Source organism: Myxococcus dinghuensis, assembly GCF_024198235.1.
Classification (GTDB): Bacteria; Myxococcota; Myxococcia; order Myxococcales; family Myxococcaceae; genus Myxococcus; species Myxococcus dinghuensis.
Map to the genome: position 1 here is coordinate 1 of NZ_JAKCFB010000100.1, position 3,311 is coordinate 3,311.

A 3,311-nucleotide genomic window follows, 5' to 3' on the forward strand; every position below is an offset into this window, starting at 1 on the left:
AGACGTCCGCCGCGACACTGGGGCCGGTGGGGGCCACCTACCGACGCGTCACGGTGTCGGGGACGTGTCCGGCCGGATGCACCGGGGTTCAGCTCTACTGGGAAACGGAGGTGCTGGCCGCCGACGTGGGCAAGCGCCTCTACTTCGATGCCGCGTCCTTGCGGAAGATGGTCACCTTCGACCTGTTGGCCGCGAACACGCTGAAGACGTCCAACTACGCGGAGGACGGCAACGGCATGCCCACGGCCGGGGCGAAGCTGGACAACGTGGGGACGACGCTGAAGGTGGCGTCCAACAACGTCCAGGTGGGCCGCTACTACCTGAGCGACGGCTTCTTCCGCTCCGTGCAGGCCCTCGCCGACACGGGTAGCCGCATCTACTACCGGGGCAACAACGAGGGCCCGCCGAACATCGACCGTCTGAGCCTCCAAGTCGTCGAAGGGTACGCGCTGGCCGGCGCTTCGGGGGGCGCGGGCTGGTTCTCGTGGGCGCACTACCGGGCGACGATTCAGCCCCAGTCCGCGAGCGACAACCTCGACGCGCTTCGCTTCATGGAGGTCGCCTTCTATTGGGCCTACGGCGACCTCGTGACTCCGAACCTGCTCTACAGCACGACAGTTTCGCTCGCTGACCGCAAGTACCAGAACGGGCTTGCCGACGGCGACGCGGGCAACGCAACGAGCGTGGGCTTCTCGTTCATGTACGGCGACAAGCTCAACCGCATCCGCGACTCGCTCGTGAACAAGTACCTCTACCTCAAGGTGCGCATGCACAACGCAGCGGGCTTCAGTGCGGAGCGCTGGTTCTACCCGCCGAGCGGCTACAACACGGACATGCTTCGCAGTGCCACCGGCCCCGGAGCGACGCCGGCCAGTGGTGGCGGTGGCGGTGGCCTGGAGCACGGAACGTGTGTCGCGCCGTGGGAGCCCGTGTTGCTCGCGGATGGTACGGAGCTGCCCGCCGAGCTGCTCAGCCCCGGCATGCGGGTGCTCACCATGCACGAGGACGAGAAGGACGGGGGCTTGTTCGACGTCACCCATGTCAGCCGCCATCGTGCCGAGCGCTGCAAGCTCGTGATGGAGGATGGCCGAGCGCTGGTGGTGACGCCCGACCATTGCTGGCGCACCCTGGAGCGCGGCTGGACTCGCACGGACGCGCTTCGCCTCGGGGAAACGGTTGAGGGCTTCGCCCCAGGCCGCGTGGCGCGCGTGGAGCCGACGGATTCGGGGGACGTGATGAAAGTCGCCGTCCGCTGGGCGAAGACCTACGTCGTGCAAGGGCTGCTGGCGCACAACCTCAAGCCTCGCGACTAACCAGACGAACTTGACTTGCTCTCGGGGGAGAGTGGGGAATGAAATTCTACTTTGCCGTCCTGTGTCATCGCGGCGAGTTGTTGGTGGGGGGCGAAATGAGGTGGCTCAGTCCCTCCCATATTGAGCGGCGCAGTTGGTCCCGCCAATCTCCCTTCGGGAGGAGTAGTGGCAGGTGCCTCCGAGTCGCTGGCACGAGCTGAGAGTTCGAGCAACTCGCGCCGTTTGGTCCATCCTTGTTCGATGTTGTCCAATCCTCGCACGATTAGATAAATCGACGCACCGATGCCGATCCACTTGGTTGCGCCTTCAGTGTCGAGCAAGTCGACCATGGCGGCAATCGCAGCGATTATTGCAAAAACCACCTCTATCCCCCCGTATATGATTCGATAATGCGTACGCAGAGTGAAGAGGTAGACACCTGCGCATATCAAGATCAGGCTGCCGAAAACTGTCGCCCGGATCATTCTCGTACGTAGTTCCTCCTTGGTGATAAGGGGCGGACTGGGGGATAGGTGTTCCTCGATGTCCATTTTTAGCGATGCCTTGAGTGCCCTGTCTCTCGCCTGAAACAATCCCTCCAGGCGATCGTCTGGAGGGCTGCTATCGAAGGCCTGACTGATTGCCTCGGTTGAGAGCTGTATGGCCACCTGGGCCTCTCTGATTACGGCCAGATTCACCTCCTCGGTCCGACTGGAGATGCGCTCGTATGCGGTATATTCTCTGTATTTGTAGTGATTGTTCAGCAGTTGGACGCCCAGGAGCACTGTTTGTAGGAGAATGAGCGCGCCTCGTTGTTTTTTGTGCGTAAGTGTCAGGTGTATTGCGTAGATCTGGCATGCGATAAATGCCGTGGGTGATATGTTCTCAAGATCTCTGGTGAGAAGAAGGACGATTCCAGATGCTATTACAGGAATGGCAACGGAAAGTGCGAGTTGCCTGTAGAGGGTCCGCCTCGCTTGGAGGATTTGGGCGTGCTCCGGATCAAGTAGTGTCACTGGCGACGGGACTTGAGGGGGCGGGCTGAGTGTCATGTGGGCGTTCTTTCGGGCGGTCGAACTCTTGCGATAGAGTGGTTGGACTGAGGCAAGACCGATCCTGGGTTCAATAGGTGCTGGTGGTTCTACTCTCCCGAATAGCAACGGGGCGCCAAATCGACGAGACGCGCTCTCATCAAGCGGGACGTCGCGCAGTCAAAAGTATCTGGCTGGGCCTCTAGCTTATCGCGAGTGCCCTGGGGAAATGGGTAGTCCGAAGTAGGATGGGCCACAGCCGGAAGTCACACCCATTTACCAGGGGCAACCCCAAGCCCCTGGTGACGCGGTGACTTCCGAAGAGACCCAGTCCCTACAGCTCGTCGTTGGCTCCCTGCTCGGAACGGCGGGAGTTGGTGTTCTCACTTGGGCTGCGAAGTCCCTCGTGGGGGAGATCCGTGCCCTCGTCGAGAAGGTCGCCCGGCAGGACGAGCGCATCAACACCCTTGCCGTGGAGCTGGGCGCGCTTCGCAGGTGGCGCGACGAGTTCAGCATGGGGCTTCCCGCTCAGGTCCGGCAGACCGTCGAACTGGAGCTGCTGCGCATGTCCCAGGCCGACGGAGAGGACGCCTGATGACCCGGGAGAACTTCACGCGCGTCGAGCTGGACCGTGTCTATCTGCCGTTCGTCGCGGTGTCCTTCGAGGTCATCGCGCGGTGCGAGGCCCGGGGCGCCCATTACGTCGCCACCTACGGCTTCCGGAGCCTCGAAGAGCAGGCCGAGCTGCGGCGCCTCTTCCTCGCGGGCAAGGGCGGCAAGGCGTCGGCGCCGGGGCTGTCCGCTCACAACTACGGGCTCGCCTTCGACTTCGTCTGTGACGGCGATGCTCGGCCCGGTGTCCAGCCCGATTGGCGCCTGCCGGCCTATCGCGTGCTGGGCGAGGAGTCGACGCGGGCGGGGCTCGTCTGGGGCGGCCGGTTCGGCGACTCGCCCCATGTGCAGTGGCCGGGCTACGTGAGCGCGCTCC

4 protein-coding genes are annotated in these 3,311 nt (G+C 63.1%); 3 read left to right on the forward strand and 1 reads right to left on the reverse strand.

The genetic code is table 11. The annotated features are described in order from the left end of the window. Nucleotides 1-1,313, forward strand: a 1,313-nt coding sequence (locus LZ198_RS42585) for a Hint domain-containing protein (RefSeq protein ID WP_253977901.1), incomplete at its 5' end; no start/stop codon positions are given. On the opposite strand, the gene LZ198_RS42590 is transcribed toward LZ198_RS42585, so the two are convergent. After that, on the reverse strand, nucleotides 1,310-2,344 hold the full coding sequence (locus LZ198_RS42590; protein ID WP_253977902.1) for a hypothetical protein: 1,035 nt from the start codon (nucleotides 2,342-2,344) through the stop codon (nucleotides 1,310-1,312). The genes LZ198_RS42585 and LZ198_RS42590 overlap by 4 nt on opposite strands. A 385-nt stretch (nucleotides 2,345-2,729) precedes the next feature. Between LZ198_RS42590 and LZ198_RS42595 the strand changes: the two genes are divergently transcribed. Further along, entirely contained in the window at nucleotides 2,730-2,918 is a 189-nt protein-coding gene (locus LZ198_RS42595; protein ID WP_253977903.1) for a hypothetical protein, read from the forward strand. Next, on the forward strand, nucleotides 2,918-3,311 hold a 394-nt coding region (locus tag LZ198_RS42600), incomplete at its 3' end, for a M15 family metallopeptidase (protein ID WP_253977904.1). The genes LZ198_RS42595 and LZ198_RS42600, both read left to right, overlap by 1 nt.

Coding starts and splice junctions, on each gene's coding strand:
- LZ198_RS42590 (WP_253977902.1), bottom strand. CDS start 2,344: ATGACACTCAGCCCGCCCCCTCAAGTCCCGTCGCCAGTGACACTACTT.